This is a genomic window from Falsirhodobacter sp. 1013, assembly GCF_051195255.1.
Lineage (GTDB): Bacteria > Pseudomonadota > Alphaproteobacteria > Rhodobacterales > Rhodobacteraceae > Falsirhodobacter.
Genome location: NZ_JBNJLK010000004.1, coordinates 236627 through 260128 on the forward strand (window position 1 = coordinate 236627; position 23502 = coordinate 260128).

Sequence of the window (23502 nt, forward strand, 5' to 3'; positions counted from 1 at the left end):
GCGCGTCAATGACCCCGCGCAGTCTGCGCCTGACCGCATCGATCCTTTGCCTTCTGGCCCCTCCGGCCCTGGCGCAGGACGATCTGGCCGACGCGCCGGGGCCGCGCGTTCTCGACACCTCCTCCGACTTTGCCTCGGGGGCGACGGAAGTGCTGATCGACACGCCCAGCGCCCTTGTCTGGTCCACCTATCAGTCGGGGGAAAAGGACGGCTGGTATTACCGCATCTTTCCCGACGGGCACGGGATCCTCAGCCGGCACCCGAATTTCAGCCGGGCGGTCACGGCGATCCGCTGCGACGCGGCCACGGGCTGCACCCCCGTCACCCCGCCGCCGGCCGCCGCCGTGCCCGCCACCGCCGTTCTTGCGGAAATGGAGGCATGGGTGGCCCGCAACGGCGTGCCGCCCGCCGTCGCGCTTGCCCCATCGGAACTGACGTCGCCCACGGCAGTTCCGGGGCCTGCCGTGCCCTCGGCGACCGCCCCGCCGATGCTGAACGCGTCCCCGAACAGGACCATCGCCGTGGTGACGGATTGGACCCCGCCGACCCCTGCGGCGCCGTCCCGCCCTGTCGCCGTACCCCCGGCCCCCGCGCCGCCGGCCCCCGTGCCCCCGATGATCGCCGCCACAGCCGCAAAGCCCCCGATCGTTCAGCGCGGCGCGGAGGCCGGCCGTTCGCCCGCGCGGGCGGCGTCGCATCGGCGCAGCGTGGTGCACAAGGCGACCCCGCCCAAGGCCCCCATCCCGACACGGCGCAACGCGGCCGCCGCCGCGCCGGACCGGTTCACCTGCACCCTCAGCGGGAACCTCGGGTTGACCTATCTGGACCCGCAGGGCGGCGACGTGCGCGTGGGCAAGCTGTCGGGCACGTTCGGATGCAGCTATCGCCACCCTTCGGGCCTGAACATCCGCCTGTCGATGACGGGCTATCCGATCGCCAGCCAGCGTTCGGATTCGGATGCGAGCTTTTCCTACGCCTTGTCCTATCCGCTGCCCGGCGGCTACAACCTGCAATATGCCAGCTATTCGGCGGAATTTCCCCGTCAGCCGCAAAGCGTGGTCAGCGCCTTCGGCCAGGGCGGGTTTCGTTTGTCGAAATCCCTGCCGCCGCTGGACATGGGCAAGATCACCGGCTGGGACGCGCTGGGCAAGATGAACTGCCAGGGCTTTGCGGCCCTGACGCCGGGCGAAAGCCCCAATGGCGGCTTTTCCTGCGGGCTGACCGCCTTCGGCAAGTTCACGTTCCGCGCCACGGCAAATGTCTACACGCCCGGAACGCAGTCCGACTATCAGCCGGATTATTCGTATTCCGCCAGCTACACGGTCAACGACCGCACGGCGATCGAATATTCGAACTATGCCGGAAACCGCTTTCCGTGGAACAGTGGGGGCAACAGCCGTGGCCTTGCAAGCGGCGCCCTGCGCGTCACCTATCGCTTCAGTTTCTGAAGGGGGAGCGTTTCGATGAAGACCCTGCTCGTCATCCTGATCCTGTGCCTTTGGGCGCCGCAGGGCTTCGCCCAGACTGGATTCTCTCAGACGGGACGCGTCCAGGAAAACGCCTCCATGCACAGCCATATCCTGAACGCGAATGTGGGCTATGCGATCTATCTGCCGCCGGGCTTCGATGGGGCCGCACGGCGCTATCCCGTGATCGTGCTGCTGCACGGCGCGGCCGACGGGCAACCGGCCGACTGGTTCCGCTTCATGGCGACGGACCGCGTGCTGGACCGCATGATCAACGAGGGAGAGATTCCGCCCGTGATCGCCGTCGCGCCCGACGGTCGGCGCCCCAATGGCGACCTGCGCAACACCTACTTCCTGAACGATGCCGACGGCGGCTGGCTGTGGGAGGACATGTTCCTGAAGGAGTTCATCCCCTATATCGACCGCTTCTACCCCACCATCGCCACGGCCGAGAGCCGGACCCTTCTTGGCATCTCCATGGGCGGGTTCGCGGCGACCGTGTATCACATGCGCCATCCCGAACGGTTCGGCGCGGCGGCGGTGCTGAGCGGGGCGTTCCGCACGGATGACGACACGGTGCAGATGCAGCAGCCCGCCTTCGACCTGCGTTTCGGAGGGGCCTTCGGCGCAGGGCTGGAAGGGGAAGCGCGCCTGAATGACGCCTATCGCGCGTCAGACCCCGCGCGGCTGGCGGAAACGGTGGTGGCCAAGGACGTCCGCCTTTCGATGGATGTCGGAGCGGAGGATCCGTTCTTCAACGGCAACGCAGCCTTGCATCTTGCACTGCGGAACAAGTCCATCCCCCATCGCTTCGTCGTGCGCGAAGGCGGGCACGAATGGTCCTACTGGGACAGCGGGCTTCCGGACGCACTGCGGTTCCTGTCCGCCCACATGCGGCGGCGTGACTGACAGGCAGTTGGTCGTTTACAGCCGGCGCCCGATCCGCCAGAACGTGCGGCGCAACCCAACGGAGCCTGCCCCATGCCCATCTGCGTCCCCGCCATCCCCACGCGGAGCCTGCCCGATGCATAAGGTGATCTTCGACACCGACCCGGGCGTGGACGATGCGCTGGCCCTTCTGTACCTGGCCCGTCACCCGGACATCGACCTTCTGGGTGTGACCGCCGTCTTCGGCAACGCCCCGCTGGAGATGACGTTTCGCAACGCGCGCGTGCTGACCCGCGCCTTCGGCGTGACGGCCCCCGTGCATGCGGGCGCAGCGGAAGCGCTGGTGCCCGTGCCGGAAGACTTCCCGTGGCACATCCACGGAAACAACGGCTTGGGCAACCTGCCGGTGGACGATGTGGCGGACATCCCCAATTCCACGGCGGTCCGCTTCCTGATCGACACGATCCGCGCCCATCCCGGCGAGGTGCGGGTTCTGGCCGTGGGCCGGATGACCAACCTCGCCCTTGCACTGACCGAGGCGCCGGAAATTGCCGGCCTTGTGAAGGACGTGGTCCTGATGGGCGGCGCCTTCGGCACCCATGGCAACATCAGCCCGGCGGCGGAAGCGAACATCTTCGGCGACCCGCTGGCGGCCGACATCGTCTTCGGCGCGGACTGGACCGTCACCGCCATTCCCCTGAACGTCACGCGGCGCACGGTGATGACGCGCGAGGCCTTGGCCGAGCTGTGCCGCACGGGCGACGAGGCGATGCGGATGGTGGGCGCGCTGTCGCAGGATTACATCAGCTTCTATGAAGGCAACGGGGAAGCGGGGATGCTGGTGCATGATTGCACGGCCGGCGTCTTCCTGACCGATCCCGACCTGTTCGACCTGCAAACCGGCAGCGTGCGGGTCTGCGACCATGGCCCCTTCCGTGGGCAGACGTTGCAAAAGCCCGATGGCGTCGGCTTTGCGCCATCGGGCTGGGACGGACGCCCGACGCAGCGGGTGGCGCTTGACGGAAACGGGGCGGCGATCCTGGATCGGATCGCACGGGCCTGCGGTCGCGCATGACCGACGGGGCGACGGTGGTCGCCCCTTTGCCTTCAGGCGGGCTGCGCGGCGGCGACGGCCGCGTCGAAACGGGCCGGATCGATGCCGAAGCGGGCGGCAAGCTGTTCTTCGCAATCGGCCTGATCCATGTCCAGCCGCGCACCCCCGTGCCGGAACTGGCCACCCGCGCTGTCGTTCAGGCCATTCTTGCCGCGCACATACATGAAGCGGTCGGTGAAGGTCAGCCCGTTCATCGCCTGATGGACCTTGTTGTGGGCGAAATCCATCACGCAGCTGCCATCGTCCGGCCGCAGCGCGACGGCCAGCCCCGCCGCTACGCGGTCGGCCACCTGCGCCGCGATCTGACGGCCCTCGGGCGGAGTCATCAGGGTGAAGCCGCGGTTGTAATCCAGATACAGGCGCCCGTCGCGGTCCAGCATCCCCTGCGCCAGCGCCATATCCGCCCGCAGCCGTTCCACGAAGTCGATGGACACGGCGTCATCGTCGTCCAGACGGAACTGCAGCACCGCGCGCGCGGCGGGATCCACCTCTGCCTTCAGGACGCGCCGGCAGGCGGGGCGATGACGTTCGGGGGCGATCTGGCGCAAGACGATCTGGGGAATGTCCTGCGTCGCCTGCCGCAAGCGTTGCAACGCCCGGTCGGGGAAATCCGCGCCGGTCAGCAGGATCAGCGTGAAATCAGGGTCCGTCTGAAGGCGCAGCGACGGAAGGCACACCTCCTCGAACCACGCGAAACGCAGGGCCAGCCGCGCGGGATCGTAAAGCATGGCCCGACGCGCCGCGAGCGTATCATGTTCCACCTGGAACCCGCCCTCCACCAGAAGCGAGAAGCGACACAAGCCGAGAACCTGATACATGTGTCACAGCCTTTCACGCGTTCCTTGCGCATCTTATGCGCCGGGGCCCGGGGTTCAAGACCAACCTGAGATTTGTGCATTCCTTTGCGGGAACACACAAGATGTGTGAAATCACCGACCAAGGCGACGGCGACTTCGGCAAAATGCTCCGCCGCGCAAAAGGCGGGCGATGTCCGTGGCACCCCCCCTTGGCCAAAAGTTAGTTGGACGAGGACGCGCATTCCCGCCACAAGTGTAATCGGTTGCAAGTTGTTAACGAGTGTCACATGGCATCGTCCCTGTCCGGTGATGTCATGCTTACCGGTGGTGGCTTTGGCCACCACCCCCCCTCTTTCCGGACCCGCACAAGCGGCCCTGCCCCGCGTCACAGCGAGGCCGTGATCCCCCCGTCCACATACAGGATATGCCCGTTCACGAACGCGGACGCGTCCGAGGACAGGAAGACGCAGGCACCCACCAGCTCCTCCACCCGTCCCCAGCGGCCGGCGGGCGTCCGCGCTTCCAGCCATGCGCTGAAGGCCGGATCCGCCACCAGCGCCGCGTTCAGGGGCGTTTCGAAATAGCCGGGCGCGATGGCATTGCATTGCAGGCCGACGCGCGCCCAGTCCGTGGCCATCCCCTTCGTCAGGTTGCCCACCGCCCCCTTCGTGGCCGTGTAGGGCGCGATGCCCGGCCGCGCCAGCGCCGTCTGGACCGAAGCGATGTTGATGATCTTGCCCCGCCCTCGCCCGATCATGTGCCGCGCCACCGCCTGACCCACATGGAAGACGGAGGCGACGTTCGTCTGCAACAGCGCCTCGAACCGCTCGGCCGGAAACTCGGCCAAGGGGGCTCGGTGCTGGATGCCCGCGTTGTTCACGAGGATGTCGATCGGGCCGACCTCCGCCTCGGTCCGGTCGATGGCGGTGCGGACGGCCTGATGATCCGTCACATCCAGAACCAGCGTGGTCACCTCGGCCCCCGGGACCGTGTCGCGCAGCTGGTTCGCGGCGGCGGCCAGGCGGTCCGCATCCGTTCCGTTCAGGATGACGGCCGCCCCCGCCCGCGCCAACCCGCCCGCCAGCGCCTGACCGATCCCGCGGGACGATCCGGTGATCAGGGCCCGCCGCCCCCGAAGGCCGAACAGCGTCTGAAGATATGGGGCCATCGGTATTCGCCTTCTTTTCAGATGTCGGGAAGGGCCACGGGCTTGCGGCGCAGGACGATCAGGCCTGACCCCACGATCAGCGCCGCGCCCAGCAGGGTGGCCTTCCCCGGCACGTCGCCGAACAGAAGAAAGCCGAACAGTGCGCCCCAGACCAGCAGCGAATATTGCAGGGACGCCACCACCGACGCTTCGGCCATCTTCAGCGCCCGCGTCACCAGCACATGCGCCCCGGTCGCCACCATGCCCAGAAGGAACAGCAGCGCCAGATCGCCCGAAGATCGGACGGGCTGCCAGTCCAGCGGGGCCAGCAGCAGCCCCGCCAGCCCCGCCGCCCCGATCTGGAACAGCACCAGATCGCGGTCGGGCGTTTGGCGCAGGGACCGGCCAAGGACCATGATCGCGGCAAAGGCCGCCGTACCCAGCAGGGCGAACACCGCCCCGGGGGTAGAAACCTGCAAGGACGGCGTCAGCAGGATCAGCACGCCCGCAAAACCCACCGCCACCGCCGCCCATGTGCCCGCGGCCACCCGTTCCCCCAGCAGCAGTGGCGAGACGGCGAGGACGTAGATCGGCGCGGCCATCCAGAAGGCCATCACCTCGGCCAGCGGCATGTGGGACACGGCAAGGTAGAACAGGAACACCTCGGCCGTGGCGCAGGCGGCGCGCAATGCTTGAAGGCGCGGGTGGGGGGCGGACCGAAGGCGCGCCACCACCCGCCCCCCGCGCAGCAGGAACGGCACCATCATCACGCCCGCCGCCAGCGACCGCAACAGGATCACCTGCGCCACGCCGTAATCGGCCACCAGCCACTTGCCCAGCGCGTCGTTCATGGCGAAGGCCGCCATGCCCAGCAGCATCAGCAGGGCCCCGAGATGGTTGCCGGACATTCCGAAGCCCCGCCCGCCGGATCAGTTCGCGGCGCGCAGTTCGGTCAGGATCTGCTGCACCTGATCCACCACGTCGGCCCCGATCTCCGCCTTGTGCTTTTCATACACGACCTGCGACTTCTCCAGCATCTCCTCCTGCGCCTCGGGGGTGATGGTGTTGAACTTCAGGCCGGCGGCTTCCATCTTTTCCAGCGACTGCTTGTTCAGTTCCTGGATGGCTTCGCGTTCCACATCGCGCCCGACAGCCGCGCAATCGCGCAGGGCCTGCTGTTCCTCGGGCGCGTAGGTGTTGAAGATCGCCTTGGAGAACAGGAACAGGAACGGCGTGTAGGCGTGCTTCGTTTCGCTGATATACTCCTGCACCTCGTAGAACTTCGATGTGTCGATGGTCACGTAGGGGTTTTCCTGCGCGTCGATGGCCTTGGTTTCCAGCGCCGAGAACACCTCGCCGAACGACATGGGCGTCGCGTTCGCCCCGAAGTTGGAGAAGGTGTCGAGGAAGATGTTGTTCTGCATCACGCGGACCTTCATCCCTTCGAAATCCTCCCACGTCTCGATCGGCCGCTGGGAGTTCGACATGTTGCGGAACCCGTTCTCCCAATAGCCGAGGTTGACGAGGCCGACGGCATCCAGCTTCTCGTTCAGCATCTCTCCGAACGGGCCGTCCATGACCTTGTAGGCCTCCTCGGGGCTGCGGAACAGGAAGGGCAGATCGAAGACGCCCAGCGCCGGCAGCATCCCGACAAGCGGCGAAGACGAGGTGACGACCGCTTCCTGCAGGCCGCTGCGCACGGCCTGCGTGGCCTGAAGGTCGCCCCCCAGCGCGCCGCCCCAGAAGCCCTGCATCTTCATCTTGCCGCCGGTCTTTTCGTCCAGACAGGCCTGCATGGCCTGGATGCCGTTGTTGACCGGATGATCCTCGTTGATGCCGTTGGAAACGCGGAAGCTGCGCTCCTTGAACTCGGCCAGCGCGGGGCCCGTGGCGGTCATCAGGGTGGTGACGCACAGGATCGCCTTCAGCGCGGAATGTTTCATGGTATCCTCCCTAGTGTTCGTTGTTTCAGTAGAACCAGTTGGCCGGAACGATGACGATGTCGGGGAACAGGACCAGCAGCAGCAAGACCAGCACCTCGGCGATCAGGAACGGCCAGACGCCCGTGATCACCTTGCCCAGCGGCACGCGTCCCACGCTGCTGACGACGTTCAGCACCACGCCCACGGGCGGCGTCAGCAGTCCGATGCAGCAGTTCATGATGAACATCACCCCGAAATAGATCGGGTCGATCCCCGCCTTCGTGATGATGGGCATCAGCACCGGCGTCAGGATCAGGATGGTCGGCGTCAGGTCGAGCGCGGTGCCCACGATCAGGACCAGCACCATGATCACCAGCATCAGCAGCTTCGGGTTGTCGATCAGCGGCTCGATATAGCCCGCGATGCCGGCGGGGATGTTGGCGGCGGTGATCAGCCAGGCCGACACCAGCGCCGCGCAGACAAGGAACATGATCGCCGCCGTGGTCCGGCCGGCCGCGATCAGCACATGCGGCAGGTCCCGGGGCTTCAGCTCGCGGTAGACGACCATGCCGACGAAGAGGGCGTAGAAGGCCGCGATCACCGCCGCCTCGGTCGGGGTGACGACGCCCAGCTTGATGCCGCCCAAGATGATCACCGGCATTCCCAGCGCCCAGAGGGCCCGGGCCGAGGTGCGGCCCCGCTCCGTCCAGCTGGCGCGCGGCAGGGTTTCCACCTTGTCGTTGCGGGCCACGATCAGCCAGGTGACGACCAGCACCACCCCCATCAGCACGCCCGGCACGATCCCCGCCATGAATAGCTTTGAGATGGAGAGGTTCGCCGCCACGCCGAAGATGATGAAGGCCATCGACGGCGGAATGACCGGCGCGATCACGCCCCCCGCCGCGATCAGGCCCGCCGAGCGGGGTACGTTGTAGCCCGCCCGCGCCATCATCGGGATCAGGATGGCGGCCAGTGCCGCCGTGTCCGCCGCGGCCGAGCCCGAGATGGAGGCCATGATGACCGCCGCGATGATCGCCACAAGGCCAAGCCCGCCGCGGATGTGGCCGACGCAACTGATGGCGAATTCGATGATGCGCTTGGACAGGCCCCCAGCGTTCATCAGCTCTCCCGCCAGGATGAAGAAGGGGATGGCCAGCAGCGTGAAGGTGTCGGCCCCGATCAGCATGTTCTGGGCGATGATCTGCGTGTTGAACATGCCCATCCAGGACATCAGCACCACGCCGCAGAAGATCAGCGCGAAGGCGACGGGCACCCCCACGGCCATGGAGCCGAGAAGCGAGACGATGAAGACCAGAAGCGTCATTCGCCACCTCCACGCACACCCTCGGCGGGGTCCATCTCTCCGCAGAAGCTGCGGATCTCGGACTCGGTGACGCGGCCCGTCAGAAGGCGCGCCAGCCGTTCCAGGGTGATCAGGATGATGCCCGCCCCAGTGAACAGCCCGATGCCGTAGACCCAGGCCATGGACAGCCCCGACACCGGCGCGTCCATGCTGGCGTTGATGGGCAACTGCTTCCAGGTGCCATGGGTCAGCACGGCGGCGCAGCCCACGATCATCACGTCCGACAGCCCCATCAGCACCAGCCGCCCCCGCCGGCCAAAGCGGGCGACGAAGGTTTCCATCCCCATGTGCAGACGGTGGTGATGCGCCACCACCGCACCGATGAAGGTCAGCCAGACAAAGGCGAAGCGCGACAGCTCGTCCGAGACCGCGAGGCCGGAGTTCATGGTGTAGCGCATGACCACGTTGACGAAGACCATGATCGCCATCGCGGCCAGAAGCAGCGCCAGCAGGATGTCGAGAAAGCGGAAGAAGGCATGGACCAGTGCGGTCATCCTATATCCTTTCGCCAAGGTCGCGGCCGATCAGGTTGCGCATCAGCTCCCGCACGCCGAAGCGCCATTCGGGGCAGCGGTCGGTGCGGTCCACCCAGTTGACCAGCCGGCCCAGACGGGGCGAAGCGATCTCCACCCGGTCCCCCACCTCATGCGTGAAGCCCTGCCCTGCGCCCCGCCGATCCTTCACCGGGGCGAACATCGTGCCAAGGAACAGCACCGCCCCGTCGGGATACTGGTGCGAGCGGTTCAGAAGCTGGCCCACCAGATCGGCGGGCGACCGGCTGATCGCCTCCATCGCGCTGTCGCCGGTCATGACAAAGCCGTCCTCCCCCTCCACCCGGAGGGAGACGACGGAGCGGTTCAGGTCGTCGTGGGTGAAATGGTCGTCGAACAGCCGAAGGAAGGGGCCGATGGCGCAGGAGGCGTTGTTGTCCTTGGCCTTGCCCAGCAGCAGGGCCGAGCGGCCCTCGACGTCGCGCAGGTTGACGTCGTTGCCCAATGTGGCGCCCAGGATCGTGCCGTCGGACCGGACGACGACGACCACCTCCGGCTCGGGGTTGTTCCATTCCGATATGGGGTGGATGCCGACCATGTCGCCGCATCCCACCGCCGACATCGGCTGCGCCTTGGTGAAGATCTCGGCATCCGGGCCGATGCCCACCTCCAGATACTGGGACCAGAGGCCCATGTCCTGCAGCAGCGCCTTGATCTGGCGGGCCTTGTCGGATCCGGCCTGCACTCCGCGCAGGTTTTCCCCGATCACGGGGGCCAGCCGCGCCCGCACCTCGTTCGCGCGGGTGCTGTCGCCACGGGCCTGTTCCTCGATCACGCGTTCCAGCATGCTGTCGGCAAAGGTGACGCCTGCGGCCTTGATCGCGTGAAGGTCGACGGGCGCCAGAAGGTGCCCGGCAGACCCGTCCAGAAACGCCTGAAGCGGGCCAAGGTCCGGCAGGTCACGCGTGACAAGCGCCGCGCGCAGGTCCGTGCGTTCCAGAAGCCCCGACATGGTGGCGGAAAGGCCGGTCAGGTCGAACACATGGCCCCCCCGCAGGATCACGGGGCATGGCCCGCCCTGCACGGTCGACCAGACCCGGCCCAGCAATGTCGCACGCTCCGCATCCTCCGGCAAAAGCGCGGACGCGTTCAAAGGCTGCCGTGAAGCCACCTTGCCCCTCCCTCATGTGACGGCGCCCTCCAGCACCGCGTCGCCTGATGATGTCAGACAACAGTATCACATGACCCTAAGCGTGGCCCGGCCAACCTGTCCACCGGAATCTTGAACGGCGGCCTAGGGGTGGAAATCCAGCTCCAGCGCGACCCGTTCGGTGGAGCCGGCCATGTGCGTCCGCATCGCCGCCCGCGCCCGCGCCGGATCGCCCGCGGCGATGGCCTCGCGCAGTTCGCGATGTTCGCGGGTGACCACCTCCACGATCTCCTCCAGCCGGATCCGCTGGCGCGAGGCGACGATGGTGTGCAGGATCCGGTCCGAGATCGCGCCAAGGAACTGCACGAAATAGTCGTTGCCCGTCGCCGCCGCGATGATGCGGTGGAACTCCAGATCGGCCAGCATGCCGTCCTGCGCCCCTTCGCCGGTGTCGGCCATGCGGATCATCGCCTCGTCCATCTGTTGCAGATGTTCGGGTGTGTGGTGCAGGGCGGCCAGTCCCGCCGCCTCGATCTCCAGCGGGACGCGCAGCTGGAACAGGTGGCGGAAGGCCAGCTTGTCCATCTGGCCGCCATCGTCCAGCCGGATGTGGCGGGTGGGACGTTCGATGACAAAGGCGCCCACGCCCTGCCGCGTCTCGATCATGCCCTCGTTGCGCAGCTGCGCGATCGCCTCGCGGATGACGGTGCGGCTGACGCCGAAGGTCTTCGACATCGCGTGTTCGGTCGGCAGCTTGTCCCCGGGCTTCAGTGCGCCCGTCCGGATCTGCTGCGTGAACTGGGCCGCGATGCGGCCCGGCAGATGCTCGTTCCGGGTGATCTGGGTGAAATCGGCGCTCATGCTCGCTCCTCGCGGTCCGTCCGTGGTCAGGGCCGATCGATCTGGCAACCGGGATTCATCATCGCCCTCGGATCCAGCGCCTGCTTGATCGACAAAAGAAGCTGGCGGTGTATCGCAGGCAGGCGCGCTTCGAAATCGTCCTTTTTCAACCGCCCGATTCCATGCTCGGCGCTGATCGATCCGTCATAGCGGTCCAGCACGGCGTTCACGATCTTCTTGGCCTTCAGGATCTGCGGTTCCTCCTGTTCCGGGCCCAGAGTGTAATCCGGCAGCACGTTCAGATGGACATTCCCGTCCCCCACATGCCCGTAAGACACGCAGATGCAGCCGGGCATCTGCGCCGTCACGGTCGCCTCGGCCTCCGCCACGAAATCGGCCAGCCGCGATAAGGGGACGGAGATGTCGGTCCGCATGTGCCGCCCGCGCTGGGCCTGCCCCAGGTTCATCCCCTCGCGGATGGCCCACAGGTTCCGCGCCTGAGTTGTCGACTGCGCGATCACCCCGTCCAGCGCCAGACCGCGTTCGAAGGCGGATTCAAGGAACCGCTGCATCAGGTCGGCCACATCGACAAGACCGGAACCCGTGATCTCGATCAGTGCATAGGCGGGATACGTCGCCTCCAGCGGGATCGGCAGGTCCGGCATCGCTTCCCGTGCAAGATCGATGGCCAGCGGGGGCATGAACTCGAAGGCCGACATCAGGTCGCAGCACTCCCGCCGGGCCCGGCGATACAGGGCGATCACGTCCTCCAACCCCGCCAGCCCCACCAGGGCGGTGGCCACCTGTTCGGGCACCGGCAGCAGTTTCAGGGATACGGCGGTGATGATGCCCAGCGTCCCTTCCGCCCCGATGAACATCTGCTTCAGGTCGATGCCGCGATTGTCCTTGCGCAGCTTCGACAGGCCGTCGAACAGGCGGCCGTCGGGCAGAACCACCTCCAGCCCCAGAACCATCTCGCGCGTCATGCCGTAGCGGAGGACGTTGATCCCGCCCGCGTTGGTGGACACGTTACCCCCGATCCGGCAACTGCCCTGCGCGCCCAGCGACAGGGGAAAGAACAGACCTGCCTCCGCCACGCGCTCCTTGATGGTTTCCAGCACCGCCCCCGCTTCGACCACGGTCGAGAAGTTGTCGGCGTCAAGGCTGCGGATGCGGGTCATCCGTTCCAGGCTGACAACGACCTGGCTGGCTGGCGAATCCGGTGTGGCCCCCAGCACAAGCCCCGTGTTCCCGCCCTGCGGGACGACGGCCAGCCCCAGCGACGCGGCGGCGGTCACGCAGGCCTGAACCTCGGCCGTGTTGCGCGGACGCAGAACGGCCACGGCGTCGCTTTGCACATCGCCGTGCCAGTCGCGGCAATAGGGGCGGACCGCCTCCCCCACCAGCACGAGATCGGCGCCCAGAAGGGCGATCAACTGCGTCGCTTGCCTGTCATCGGTGACCATCATCACGTCGTCCATGTCTTAGGGTTTGCAGGTCGTCAGACAATCATACTATCCTATCCGGACCGGAATGCGATCCGAGATTTGAAGGGGGGAACGGCATGCACATCCTGATCATCGGGGCCGCCGGCATGTTGGGGCGCAAGCTGACGCAGCGGCTGGTGCGGGACGGCGCGACCGACGCGCTGACGCTGGCCGACGTGGTGCCGCCCGAAACGCCGGCCGGCTTCACTGGCACCGCGACCTGCCTCGCCGCCGATCTGTCGGCCCCCGGCACCGCCGCGCAACTGATCGCGGGACGGCCCGACGTGATCTTCCACTTCGCCGCCATCGTATCCGGAGAGGCGGAGGCCGAGTTTGAGAAGGGCTACCGCATCAACCTCGACGGAACGTGGGCCCTGTTCGAGGCGATCCGGCAGGCCCATCTGGCGGACGGCTACTTCCCGCGCGTGGTCTTCGCCTCCTCCATCGCGGTGGTGGGTGCGCCGCTGCCCTTCCCCATCCCCGACGACTTCCACACGACGCCGCTGACCAGCTATGGCACCCAGAAGGCGATCAGCGAGCTGTTGCTGGCCGACTACACCCGTCACGGATTCTTCGACGGCATCGGCATCCGCCTGCCCACGATCTGCATCCGACCGGGCGTGCCGAACAAGGCGGCCTCGGGCTTCTTTTCCAATATCCTGCGCGAACCGTTGGTGGGCCAGCCGGCCGTCCTGCCGGTGCCCGACACCATCCGGCACTGGCACACCTCCCCCCGCTCGGCCGTGGGCTTCATGATCCATGCGGCCACGATGGACACCGCGGCCATCGGTCCCCGGCGCAACCTGTCGATGCCCGGCCTCAGCGCCACGGTGGGGGAGCAGATCGAGGCATTGCGCCGAGTGGCGGGCGACAAGGCCGTGGCGCTGATCCGGCGTGAGCCCGATCCGTTCATCACCCGCATGTGCGAAAGCTGGGCCCCGGGCTTCGAGGCGACGCGCGCCCGCGCTCTCGGCTTCACCGCCGAGGACAGCTTCGACGACATCATCCGCGTCCATGTCGAGGATGAGCTGGGGGGCACGCTTTGACCCGCCACATCGCCTTTCTGGGCACCGGCCTGATGGGAACGCCGATGGCGCGGCGGCTGCTGGCCGCGGGCCACCGCGTCACCGTCTGGAACCGCGCCACCGCGAAGGCCGAGGCACTGGTGCCCGACGGCGCGACGCTGGCCGCCGATCCGGCCCTGGCCGTGGCGCGGGCGGAAATCGTCTTCACCATGCTGGCGGACGGCCCGGCCGTGGCCTCCGTCCTGTTCGAACAGGGGGTGGCGCAGGCGCTTTTGCGTGATGCGGTGGTGATCGACACATCCTCCATCGCGCCGATGCAGGCGCGCCTTCATGCGCGGCGGCTGGCGGATCTGGGCGTCCATCACGTCGATTGTCCGGTCTCGGGCGGCGTCGTGGGGGCGCGGGAAGGAACGCTCGCCCTGATGGCGGGGGGCGACGCGGCGGTGATCGAAGGCGTGACGGACGTTCTGGCGGCCTTGGGCCGCGTGACCCATGTCGGCCCTTCGGGCGCCGGGCAGGTCTGCAAGCTGGCCAACCAGCAGATCGTGGCCATCACCATCGGCGCGGTGGCCGAGGCGATGATGCTGGTTTCCGCCGGCGGCGCCGACCGCGCGAAGTTCCGCGACGCGATCCGCGGAGGCTTTGCCGAAAGCCGTATTCTCGACCTGCATGGCGGGCGGATGGTCGCCCGGGACTTCACCGCCGGCGGCCCGTCGCGGTTGCAGTTGAAGGATCTGGACAGCGCCACAGATCTGGCAAAGGCCGCGGAACTGACGCTGCCGCTGACGCAAGCGGTGCAGGCGGCGTTTCGCGATTTCGTCGCCTCGGGCCACGGCGACACCGATCACAGCGGGCTTCTGCTGCATCTTGAAGCGACCAACCACAAGGACGAACCATGACCACCGACCAGACCCCGCGCCGCCTGCGTTCGCAGGACTGGTTCGACAATCCCGACCACGCCGACATGACCGCGCTGTATCTGGAACGGTTCATGAATTACGGCACGACACCCGAGGAGCTGCGGTCCGGCAAGCCGATCATCGGGATCGCGCAGTCGGGCAGCGACCTGAACCCCTGCAACCGCCACCATCTGGATCTGGCCAAGCGCGTGCGCGACGGCATCCGCGACGCGGGCGGCATCCCGATCGAATTTCCGTCGCACCCCCTGTTCGAAAACTGCAAGCGCCCGACCGCGGCGCTGGACCGGAACCTCGCCTATCTGGGGCTGGTCGAACTGCTGTATGGCTATCCGTTCGACGGGGTGGTACTGACCACGGGTTGCGACAAGACCACGCCCTCGGCCCTGATGGCGGCCGCGACGGTGGACCTTCCGGCAATCGTGCTGTCGGGCGGGCCGATGCTGGACGGCTGGCATGAAGGGAACCTCGTCGGCTCCGGCACCGTCATCTGGCAGTCCCGCCGCCGCTATGCCGCCGGAGAGATCACGCGGGACGAGTTCCTCCAGACCGCGCTCGATTCCGCGCCCTCCATCGGGCATTGCAACACGATGGGCACGGCGTCGACCATGAACGCCATCGCCGAAGCGCTGGGCATGTCGCTGACGGGCGGTGCGGCCATTCCTGCGGCTTACCGCGAGCGGGGCCAGATCGCCTATCGCACCGGCCGGCGCGCGGTGGAACTGGTGCGGGAAGACATCCGCCCTTCGCACATCATGACGCGGGCGGCGTTCCTGAACGCGATCAAGGTCACCTCCGCCATCGGGGGATCCACAAACGCGCAGCCGCACATCATGGCGATGGCGCTGCATGCGGGGGCGGAACTCCATCCCCATGACTGGCAGGTCCACGGCTATGACATCCCGCTTCTGGCAAACGTCCAGCCGGCGGGCGCCTATCTGGGCGAACGGTTCCACCGCGCGGGCGGCGTGCCGGCCATCATGTGGGAACTGCTGCAAGCGGGGCAACTGGACGGCGACTGCCCCACCGTGACGGGCAAGACGATGGCCGAGAACCTCGTCGGCCGCGCCAGCACCGACCGCGAGGTGATCAAGGCCTATGACGCGCCGATGATGGAGCGCGCCGGTTTCCTCGTCCTCAGCGGCAACCTCTTCGACTTCGCGATCATGAAGACCAGCGTCATCTCGGACGGGTTCCGCGAACGCTACCTGTCCCAGCCGGGGCATGAGGGGGTGTTCGAGGGCAAGGCCTTCGTCTTCGACGGATCGGCCGACTACCACGCCCGGATCAACAATCCGGAGCTTGATATCGACGAATGGTCCATCCTCGTGATCCGGGGGGCGGGACCGATCGGCTGGCCCGGCTCGGCCGAGGTGGTGAACATGCAGCCGCCGGACCGCCTGATCAAGCGGGGCATCCGCAGCCTGCCCACGATCGGCGACGGGCGCCAGTCGGGCACGGCCGACAGCCCGTCGATCCTGAACGCCTCGCCTGAAAGCGCGGCCGGCGGCGGGCTGGCCTGGCTGCGGACGGGCGACACCATCCGCATCGACCTGAACCACGGCCGCTGCGACATGCTTGTCGCGCCCGAGGAGATCGAGCGTCGCAAGGCCGAGGGCCTTCCACCCGTCCCCACATCGGCAACCCCGTGGCAACGGATCTACCGGGACACGGTCACGCAGATGGTGGACGGCGCGACCATCAGGGACGCGGAGGAGTTCACGCGCATCAGTTCGAACCTGCCGCGCCACAACCACTGAACGGAAGCCGGAAGATCACCTTCCGGCTACCCCGTTACGGCCGGAACCCCGGCACGTCCCACCAGGCGGACGGCCGGCTTGGCGGTTCGGGGGGAAGCCCGATATCCTTCCGCTGCCGATCATCAAGCGTCGTGATGGAGGGCAGAGGCCGGGCCTTGGACGCGGGCAAAAGCGCCCGGATGGCCGAAGCCATCTTCGAGACAAGCGAAAACATGGAAATGAGTCCTTCAAACGCACGGACATGCAGCCAAGGCTGCAGATGCGGGCAGATCGAAGAACCGGAAGGCGCGTTCGATCAGCCCTGCGAAGCGGCAGAATGCCAGCAACGTCGCAGGGCACCCGTGGGACCGGAGCGGTCATGGCGATTGATCTTATGATGCATCTGACCCTCCTTTCTCGCATGGGGCGGATTCGCGTTTTCCATCACGCGGGCGTGATGGGCAGGGTTCTGCGTTCCCTGCCCACCTTTTGTCAACACAGAAATGCACGTTCAGGTTGGGTTCATTCCAGTTCGACCAGAAGGTCCTTCGCGTCGATCTGCGCGCCTTGGGTGACGTGGACGGCCTTCACGGTGGCGGCGCGGTCGGCGTGCAGCGCGGTTTCCATCTTCATTGCCTCGATCGTCAGCAGCAGATCGCCCGCGTTTACTGCCTGCCCCGCCGTCACGGCCACGGCCGCCACCGATCCGGGCATGGGCGCACCGACGTGGTTCGGGTTGCCCGCTTCCGCGCGCGGCCGTGCGGTCTTGGCGGCGGCGGCGCGGTTGGCAACGCGGATCACGCGGGGCTGGCCGTTCAGCTCGAAGAACACGCGCACGTCGCCTTCCTCCGTCGTCTCGCCCACGGTCTGAAGGCGGATTTCCAGCGTCTTGCCGGGATCGATCTCGGCCACGATCTCCTCCCCCGCCTCCATCCCGTAGAAGAAGGTGCGGGTGGGCAGAACGCGGACGGGGCCGTAGGTCCGTTGCCGCTTGAAGAAGTCGGTGAAGACCTGCGGATACATCACGTAGCCGTTCAGATCCTCATCGCTCAGCGCGACCTCCTCGTCCTCTTCCGACAGGTCCGCGACCAGCTTTGCCCGCACGGCCGCAAGGTCGACGGGCGGCAGATGCGTGCCGGGCCGTTCGGTGGAGGGCTGCGCGCCCTTCAGGACCTTCCTCGTGATCCCCTCGGGCCAGCCGCCATGGGGCTGGCCAAGGTTGCCCTTCAGCATGTCCACGACGCTGTCGGGGAAGCTGACATCGACGGCCGGATCCTCCACCTGCGCGCGCGTCAGGCCCTGCGCCACCATCATCAGCGCCATGTCGCCCACCACCTTGGAACTGGGGGTGACCTTCACGATGTCGCCGAACATCCGGTTGGCGTCGGCATAGGCTTCGGCCACCTCGTGCCACCGCTCCTCCAGCCCCATCGATCGCGCCTGCGCCTTGAGGTTGGTGAACTGGCCCCCCGGCATCTCGTGCAGCCAGACTTCGGACGCGGGGGCCTGCATCCCGCTTTCGAACGCCGCGTATTGCCCGCGCACCGCTTCCCAATAGTTGGAGATTTCGCGGATCGCGGCCACGTCCAGCCCCGTGTCACGCTCGGTGTGGCGCAGTGCTTCCACGATGGACCCCAAGGGCGGCTGCGACGTTCCGCCCGAAAACGCATCCATCGCGGCGTCCACCGCGTCCACCCCCGCCTCGGCCGCGGCCAGGATCGTGGCGCCACCAAGGCCGCCCGTGTCATGGGTGTGGAAGTGGATGGGCAGGCCCACCTCCTCTTTCAACGCGCGGATCAGCACGCGGGCGGCGGCGGGCTTCAGCACGCCCGCCATGTCCTTCACGCCCAGCATATGCGCGCCGGCATCACGCAGGCTGCGGGCGAGGCCCACGTAATGGTTCAGGTCGTACTTCGCCCGGTCGGGGTCCAGGATGTCCCCGGTGTAGCAGAGGGTGCCTTCGCAGACCTTCCCCGCCCCGATCACCGCGTCCATTGCGACGCGCATGTTCTCCACCCAGTTCAGGCTGTCGAACACGCGGAACACGTCCACGCCCGAAGCCGCCGCCTGCGCCACGAAGGCCTGCACCACGTTGTCGGGATAGTTGGTGTAGCCCACCCCGTTCGACGCGCGCAGCAGCATCTGCGTCATCACGTTGGGCAGGCGGTCGCGGATGTCGCGCAGGCGTTGCCACGGATCCTCTTGCAGGAAACGATACGCCACGTCGAAGGTGGCCCCGCCCCAGCATTCCACGCTGAAGAGCCCGCCCATGTTCGCGGCATAGGCCGGCGTCACGCGCACCATGTCGATGGACCGCATTCGCGTGGCCAGCAGCGACTGGTGCCCGTCCCGCATCGTGGTGTCGGTGATCAGCAGCCGCTTCTGCGCCAGCATCCAGTCCGCCACGGCCTGCGGTCCGTCGCGTTCCAGCAGGGTGCGGGTGCCGGGCTGCGGCTCCCCTTTCGGGGCGGGCGGGCGCGTGTCGCGCAGGCTGGCGGCGGGGCGGGAACGTCCGGCGGTTTCGGGATGCCCGTTCACCGTGATGTCGGCGATGTAGGTCAGGATCTTCGTCGCGCGGTCCTGGCGGCGGGAAAACTGGAACAGCTCCGGCGTCGTATCGATGAACTTGGTGGTGTAGGTGTTCGACAGGAAGGTCGGGTGTTTCAGCAGGTTGATGACGAAGTCGATGTTGGTGCTGACGCCGCGGATGCGGAATTCGCGCAGCGCGCGGTCCATGCGGGCGATGGCCAGGTCCGGCGTCTGCGCCCAGGCCGTGACCTTCACGAGAAGGGAGTCGTAATACCGCGTGACCACCGACCCTGAATAGGCCGTGCCCCCGTCCAGCCGGATGCCGTTGCCCGTGGCGCTGCGATAGGCGGTGATGCGGCCGTAATCGGGGATGAAGTTGTTCTGCGGATCCTCCGTCGTGACGCGGCACTGCACCGCGTGGCCCGACAGGGTGATGTCCTCCTGCCGCGCCGCGCCCGTCGCCTCGGCCAGGGTGGCGCCTTCGGTGATGCGGATCTGGGCCTGCACGATGTCGATGCCGGTCACTTCTTCCGTGACGGTGTGTTCGACCTGAACGCGCGGGTTCACCTCTATGAAGTAGAACTGGCCCGAGTCCATGTCCATCAGGAACTCCACCGTGCCGGCGCATTGGTACCCGACATGGGCGCAGATGCGGCGGCCCAGGTCGCAGACCTCGGCCCGCTGGGCGTCGGTCAGGTAGGGGGCGGGCGCGCGTTCGACGACCTTCTGGTTGCGCCGCTGCACGGTGCAGTCGCGTTCATACAGGTGGAAGATGTTGCCGTGACTGTCGCCAAGGATCTGCACCTCCACATGCCGGGCGCGCAGGATCATCTTTTCCAGATACCCCTCGCCGTTGCCAAAGGCCGCCTCCGCTTCGCGCCGGCCTTCGCGCACCTTCTCGATCAGCTCCTCGGGGTTGTTCACGGGGCGCATCCCGCGACCGCCGCCCCCCCATGACGCCTTCAGCATCAGGGGATAGCCGATCTCGGCCGCCTCGGCCTTGATCGTGTCCCAGTCCTCCCCCAGAACGGCGGTCGCGGGGATCACGGGCACCCCCGCCTCCACCGCCACGCGGCGGGCGCTGGCCTTGTCGCCCAAGGCGCGCATCGTCTCCGCCTTGGGCCCGATGAAGGCGATGCCGGCCGCGGCGCAGGCCTCCACGAAGTCGGGGTTTTCGGACAGAAGGCCATAGCCGGGATGGATCGCGTCCGCGCCCGACATCTTCGCCACGCGGAGGATCTCCGGAATGCTCAGATACGCGCCCACCGGCGACAGGCCCTCCCCGATCCGGTACGCCTCGTCGGCCTTGAAACGGTGCAGGCCCAGCTTGTCTTCCTCGGCGTAGACGGCCACGGTCCGCTTGCCCATCTCGGTCGCCGCGCGCATCACGCGGATCGCGATCTCGCCCCGGTTCGCAACAAGGATCTTCTGGAAAGTCGGCATGCGGACAGCTCCCCGATGGATGTGGGGGAAAGCCGCCCGAACGCTGCGGGCGGCTTTCCCTTCATGACGCTAGCATCATCCCGCGTTGCACGAACAGCGGGAAGTTTCGGGGCCTAGCTGAACTGGATGCCGCCATCGATCATGATCGACTGCCCGGTCATGTAGTCGCTGTCCGGCGAGGCGAGGTAGGACACGAGCTTGGCCACATCCTCGGGCACGGACACCCGGCCCAGATGGATGCTTTCGGAATATTTCTTCAACGCCTCGCCGCGCTGCATCCCTTCCTCGGCCGCCAGCTTCTGGTCGATCAAGTCCCACATGGCGGTGCCGACGATGCCCGGGCAATAGGCGTTGACGGTGATGCCGTGCTTGGCCCATTCCATCGCGGCCCCCTGCGTCAGACCCCGCACGCCCCATTTCGACGCCGAATAATGCGACAGCAGCGCAAAGGGCCGATACGCCACGATGGAGGCCGCGCCGATGATCTTGCCGCCCCCGCCCTGCGCGATCATCTGGCGCGCGGCTTCGGTATAGCACAGGAACACGCCGCGCAGGTTCACGGCCATGACGTGGTCCCATTCTTCCACGTCCATCTCCAGCAGCGATGTGACGCGGGCGATCCCGGCATTTGCGACCATGACGTTCAGGCGGCCGTGGTCGGCGACGGTCTTGGCCACCATCTCCTTCACCTGCGCGGCGTCCGACACGTCGGCCAGCGCGGTGGTGACCTTGCGGCCGCTGGCGCGGATCTCCTCGGCGGTGGCCTCCAGCATCTCGGCGTTCTGCGACACGTCGTTCAGCGCCAGATCGTGCCCGTCCGCGGCCAGCCGTTCGGCGATGGCCTTTCCGATGCCGCGCCCCGCGCCCGTGACCAGCGCCGTGGATGATGAAACCGTGGTGACCATGATGTGCTCCTCTCCCATAAGGGGCTCCTCCGGCCCCCGGGGAAAGGCTAGCCGCTTCCGGCGCGCAGGGGGTAGTAGCACCCTAATACGGGTGTCGATGACGGGGTGTCTTGCCGATTCCGGGGTTGAAGCAGTTGGTCGGATCCAGTGCGGCGTAATGCGCGGCCAAGGCGGGCTTGGCCTTGTACAGATGCCCGACATTGTGTTCGGCCGGATACTCCGCACCCCGCGCGTCCAGCCGTTCCAGCATCGCCCCCTTCAAGGCCGCCGCATCCGCGCCCTTCTTCAACACGTAATCCTGATGCAGCACATGGCACAGGAAGTGGCCGTAATAGATCTTCTGTTCGACCTGCGCGTCGAGTTCGGGGGGAAGACGCTCGAACCATTCCTCGTCGTTGCGGCGCAGCGCGATGTCGAGGGCGAGGATCTCTCCGCTTTGATGCACGGCGCCGTAACGGACTGCGGCCCCGGCGGCGGCGAAGCGGTGCAGCATGGCCTTCGCACCTTCGTTCTTGTCGCACAGGAACCAGCCCGGCCCGACCGTGTCCGTCAGGATGGCTTCGGTCTGCGCGGCCGTCTCGCCCGACACCTTCAGGATCAGGTGATGTTCGTACCGCGCGCGGAAGTCCAGCATCCGGCGGGGCAGCGGTTCGGGCAGCAGGCGGGACAGGCCCTGAAGCACGCGGTCTGTCAGCCCTTTCGGCAGCCGCGCGTCCAGCGCGCCCTTCAGCGCGAAAAAACGCGGCAAACGGTCCGTGCCCAGCCAGTGGATCATCAGGACCGTGTCCTTGCCATAGCGGTGGGTGATGTCGAAACAGTCGCGGTGCAGGTATTCGCCGCTGACCGGCAGTTCGGGCAGTTCGGTCAGCAGGCGGCGGCGCAGGTCGGTCAGGGCCGCCGTGTCGTTGGTGCCGATGTAGTAGATGCGCTCCCCCGCCTTGGCTGCGAAAGTATCAAGACGCACGGCAAAGACCGCGACTTTGCCCGCAGAACCCGACGCCTCGTGCAGCCCGCGCGGGTCGGCGTTGAAGCGCGCCGGCGTGGCGGCGGTCACGTCGCGCACCCGTTCGGCATAATCGTGGTCCGAGGCACGGCCGGCCTGATGCACCGGCCCGATCTCCCCCCGGTCCAGACGGTCCAGCATCTCCTCGGGCGTGTCGCCAAGGTCGATGCCCAGATGGTTGACCAGACGCAGCACCCCGTCCGCCCCCACCTGCGCGAACAAGGCGCATTCGGTATAGGACGGCCCCCGTCGCACCAGCGCGCCGCCGGAGTTGTTGCACACGCCCCCCACGATCGACGCACCAAGGCAGGAGGACCCGATCACGGAATGCGGCGTCCGCCCCTCTTTCGCCAGCAGCCGTTCCAACGTGTAAAGCGTCCCGCCCGGCAGGCTGAGGATCTGGCGCCCGCCGTTCAGCAGGTGAATCCGGTCCAGCCGCAGGGTGGAGAGGATGACCACCGGCCGGTCGTACTCGCCCTTGGGCGTGGACCCTTCCGTCAGCCCGGTGTTCGCCGCCTGAAGGATGATGATGGCCCCCGCCTCCACCGCCGCCTGAAGCACGGCCCACATCTCGCGCAGCGTGCCGGGGATCACGACGGCCGCCGCCTCCCCCTCGCCGGACCGGAAGCCCTTGCGGAACCGCTCGGTTGCGTGGGGTTCGGTCAGACAGTGGCGCGGGCCCACGATGTCGGTCAGGCGTCGGATCAGGCTGTCACGCGGCATCGGTCATCTCTCCCCTTGATCGCGATCAGCATAATTTGTCTACGACTTTGCGGGTAGTATGCGCATAATACCCGCAGCCTGCTTTCCACGTCTAACATCGATCCCATATGAGAATGAGGAGGAGACGCTTGGCAAAATTCGTGCACAGCATGATCCGGGTTCTGGACGAGGCGCGATCCGTCGCCTTCTACGACCGCGCCTTCGGGCTGAAGGTCACGGACCGGATCGAGTTCGACGACTTCGTGCTGATCTACCTGTCGAACGCCGAGAATGCGTTCGAGCTGGAGCTGACCATCAACAAGGGCCAGACCGACCCCTACGATCCCGGCAAGGGCTATGGCCACGCCGCCTTCGTGGTGGAGGATGTGGACGCCGAGCATGCGCGGTTCGAGGCGGAGGGGCTGTCGCCGCGCAAGCTTGTCGATTTCCAGCATGAAGGGCGCACGCTGGCGAGGTTCTTCTTCGTGCAGGATCCCGACGGCTATCAGATCGAGGTGATCGGACGCGGAGGACGGTTCGGCTGAGGACGTGACGCGGCCTGTGGAGGGGCCGC

Annotated in this window: 20 protein-coding genes; 7 read left to right on the forward strand and 13 right to left on the reverse strand. The window is 67.0% G+C overall.

Annotated features, from left to right (window positions below):
- The first annotated feature begins 8 nt into the window (after positions 1-8).
- The 3 genes from ACSHZY_RS09240 to ACSHZY_RS09250 all read left to right on the forward strand — a co-directional run bounded on the left by ACSHZY_RS09240 (position 9) and on the right by ACSHZY_RS09250 (position 3429).
- Positions 9-1448 (forward strand): hypothetical protein, encoded by a 1440-nt coding sequence (locus ACSHZY_RS09240; RefSeq protein ID WP_435168375.1) that lies wholly within the window; start codon positions 9-11, stop codon positions 1446-1448.
- A 15-nt stretch (positions 1449-1463) separates the two neighbouring features.
- Complete coding sequence (locus ACSHZY_RS09245; RefSeq protein ID WP_435168377.1) at positions 1464-2375, forward strand: alpha/beta hydrolase; 912 nt, start codon at positions 1464-1466, stop codon at positions 2373-2375.
- A 115-nt stretch (positions 2376-2490) separates the two neighbouring features.
- Complete coding sequence (locus ACSHZY_RS09250; protein ID WP_435168379.1) at positions 2491-3429, forward strand: nucleoside hydrolase; 939 nt, start codon at positions 2491-2493, stop codon at positions 3427-3429.
- A 32-nt stretch (positions 3430-3461) separates the two neighbouring features.
- Here the strand turns inward: ACSHZY_RS09250 and ACSHZY_RS09255 are convergent, their stop codons facing one another.
- The 9 genes from ACSHZY_RS09255 to ACSHZY_RS09295 form a co-directional block, all read right to left on the reverse strand.
- Positions 3462-4286, reverse strand: a complete 825-nt coding sequence (locus ACSHZY_RS09255; RefSeq protein WP_435168380.1) for a glycosyltransferase — start codon at positions 4284-4286, stop codon at positions 3462-3464.
- A gap of 364 nt (positions 4287-4650) precedes the next feature.
- Complete coding sequence (locus ACSHZY_RS09260; protein WP_435168382.1) at positions 4651-5433, reverse strand: SDR family oxidoreductase; 783 nt, start codon at positions 5431-5433, stop codon at positions 4651-4653.
- 17 nt (positions 5434-5450) lie between these two features.
- Entirely contained in the window at positions 5451-6320 is an 870-nt protein-coding gene (locus ACSHZY_RS09265) for a DMT family transporter (RefSeq protein WP_435168384.1), read from the reverse strand.
- A 21-nt stretch (positions 6321-6341) separates the two neighbouring features.
- Positions 6342-7355 (reverse strand): DctP family TRAP transporter solute-binding subunit, encoded by a 1014-nt coding sequence (locus ACSHZY_RS09270; RefSeq protein WP_435168386.1) that lies wholly within the window; start codon positions 7353-7355, stop codon positions 6342-6344.
- A 25-nt stretch (positions 7356-7380) separates the two neighbouring features.
- A complete protein-coding gene (locus ACSHZY_RS09275; RefSeq protein ID WP_435168387.1) occupies positions 7381-8658 on the reverse strand; it encodes a TRAP transporter large permease in 1278 nt (425 codons plus the stop codon).
- Positions 8655-9191, reverse strand: coding sequence for a TRAP transporter small permease (locus ACSHZY_RS09280; protein ID WP_435168388.1), 537 nt, complete (start codon positions 9189-9191; stop codon positions 8655-8657). The genes ACSHZY_RS09275 and ACSHZY_RS09280 overlap by 4 nt, the downstream gene beginning before the upstream one ends.
- 1 nt (position 9192) lies before the next feature.
- Positions 9193-10359: a fumarylacetoacetate hydrolase family protein gene (locus ACSHZY_RS09285; RefSeq protein WP_435168390.1), complete on the reverse strand. Its 1167-nt coding sequence runs from the start codon at positions 10357-10359 to the stop codon at positions 9193-9195.
- A 123-nt stretch (positions 10360-10482) separates the two neighbouring features.
- Positions 10483-11199 carry a FadR/GntR family transcriptional regulator gene (locus ACSHZY_RS09290; RefSeq protein WP_435168392.1) on the reverse strand — a complete coding sequence of 239 codons (717 nt, stop codon included), beginning with the start codon at positions 11197-11199 and terminating at the stop codon, positions 10483-10485.
- 26 nt (positions 11200-11225) lie between these two features.
- Positions 11226-12659 carry an FAD-binding oxidoreductase gene (locus ACSHZY_RS09295; RefSeq protein ID WP_435168394.1) on the reverse strand — a complete coding sequence of 478 codons (1434 nt, stop codon included), beginning with the start codon at positions 12657-12659 and terminating at the stop codon, positions 11226-11228.
- 83 nt (positions 12660-12742) lie between these two features.
- Between ACSHZY_RS09295 and denD the strand changes: the two genes are divergently transcribed.
- From denD to ACSHZY_RS09310, 3 genes are read left to right on the forward strand one after another with little or no spacing between them, the layout of a single operon-like run.
- Positions 12743-13711: a D-erythronate dehydrogenase gene (gene denD, locus ACSHZY_RS09300; protein ID WP_435168396.1), complete on the forward strand. Its 969-nt coding sequence runs from the start codon at positions 12743-12745 to the stop codon at positions 13709-13711.
- Complete coding sequence (locus ACSHZY_RS09305; RefSeq protein ID WP_435168398.1) at positions 13708-14589, forward strand: NAD(P)-dependent oxidoreductase; 882 nt, start codon at positions 13708-13710, stop codon at positions 14587-14589. The genes denD and ACSHZY_RS09305 overlap by 4 nt, the downstream gene beginning before the upstream one ends.
- Positions 14586-16367: an IlvD/Edd family dehydratase gene (locus ACSHZY_RS09310; RefSeq protein ID WP_435168400.1), complete on the forward strand. Its 1782-nt coding sequence runs from the start codon at positions 14586-14588 to the stop codon at positions 16365-16367. The genes ACSHZY_RS09305 and ACSHZY_RS09310 overlap by 4 nt, the downstream gene beginning before the upstream one ends.
- Before the next feature lie 34 nt (positions 16368-16401).
- On the opposite strand, the gene ACSHZY_RS09315 is transcribed toward ACSHZY_RS09310, so the two are convergent.
- From ACSHZY_RS09315 to dld, 4 genes are all read right to left on the reverse strand, one after another.
- Positions 16402-16581 carry a hypothetical protein gene (locus ACSHZY_RS09315; protein ID WP_435168402.1) on the reverse strand — a complete coding sequence of 60 codons (180 nt, stop codon included), beginning with the start codon at positions 16579-16581 and terminating at the stop codon, positions 16402-16404.
- Positions 16582-16868: 287 nt separating this feature from the next.
- On the reverse strand, positions 16869-20318 hold the full coding sequence (locus tag ACSHZY_RS09320; protein WP_435168404.1) for a pyruvate carboxylase: 3450 nt from the start codon (positions 20316-20318) through the stop codon (positions 16869-16871).
- A gap of 113 nt (positions 20319-20431) precedes the next feature.
- Positions 20432-21241, reverse strand: coding sequence for an SDR family NAD(P)-dependent oxidoreductase (locus ACSHZY_RS09325; protein ID WP_435168405.1), 810 nt, complete (start codon positions 21239-21241; stop codon positions 20432-20434).
- Positions 21242-21305: 64 nt separating this feature from the next.
- On the reverse strand, positions 21306-22949 hold the full coding sequence (dld, locus tag ACSHZY_RS09330; protein ID WP_435168407.1) for a D-lactate dehydrogenase: 1644 nt from the start codon (positions 22947-22949) through the stop codon (positions 21306-21308).
- Positions 22950-23077: 128 nt separating this feature from the next.
- Here dld and ACSHZY_RS09335 point away from each other — a divergent pair, with 128 nt between their 5' ends.
- Entirely contained in the window at positions 23078-23473 is a 396-nt protein-coding gene (locus tag ACSHZY_RS09335) for a VOC family protein (RefSeq protein WP_435168409.1), read from the forward strand.
- The last annotated feature ends 29 nt before the right edge of the window (positions 23474-23502 follow it).